This window comes from Oleiphilus sp. HI0117 (assembly GCF_001635235.1).
This window is the reverse complement of the sequence record NZ_LWGA01001101.1, coordinates 1-721: the sequence shown is the minus strand read 5'-3', so window position 1 is coordinate 721 and position 721 is coordinate 1. Positions and strand designations below refer to the sequence as shown.

The window sequence follows — 721 nt, the reverse complement described above, 5'->3', positions numbered from 1 at the left end:
TTGACCCTATAGTGAAGAGAATAAAAGATTATTTGTTTGTAGAAACAGATATTGAGCGGGCATTTAGAGCAAAGCTTGAGAGCATTGCATCTAATGAGATTGTTTTTCTGTGTGGAAGTAGTGGAGATGGCAAATCAGAAATACTGACCCGTTATCGGAATCAATATGAAAGTACTATCGAGTTTCACTTGGATGCTACACACAGCTTCGAACCTAAGAAGACTGCTATTGATACTCTGAACGAATTATTCAGCAGGCATTTGACTAGCGATAAAGCACTCGTCGTTGGCATCAATATTGGTATGTTGGCGAATTTTGAGCGCGAAGGTGATGATGCTCACTCCAGGGTTAAGAAAGCAATAAATGCCTATTTAAACAACGAAAAAGATAGTACCGAATACACTTTTTTAGATTTTGAATCATTTCCAAAATTCCAGATATTGGATGGTGAGGTTCAGTCAGAATTTTTTAAAACACTATTAGATAAAGTCGTTCGTGATGATAGTCGAAACCACTTTCGTGACTTATACAATGAATGTCATGCTTCAGGTAAAGATAAGAAGTTAGCGGCAAACTTCTTATTGTTGCGCGATAGTCGAATCCAAAAGGTAGTCATAGAGTTATTGCTGAGTGCCCGTATCAGAAAGGATCAGTTCATTACGACACGGATGCTCCTAGACTTCATATACTGCATCCTGACTGGACCGGGATATTTATTTGA

General features: G+C 38.3%; 1 protein-coding gene. It reads left to right on the top strand.

Features of this window, described 5'->3' with window-relative positions:
- Positions 1-11 precede the first annotated feature (11 nt).
- On the top strand, positions 12-721 hold a 710-nt coding region (gene dptF / locus A3757_RS19800), incomplete at its 3' end, for a DNA phosphorothioation-dependent restriction protein DptF (protein WP_068740145.1).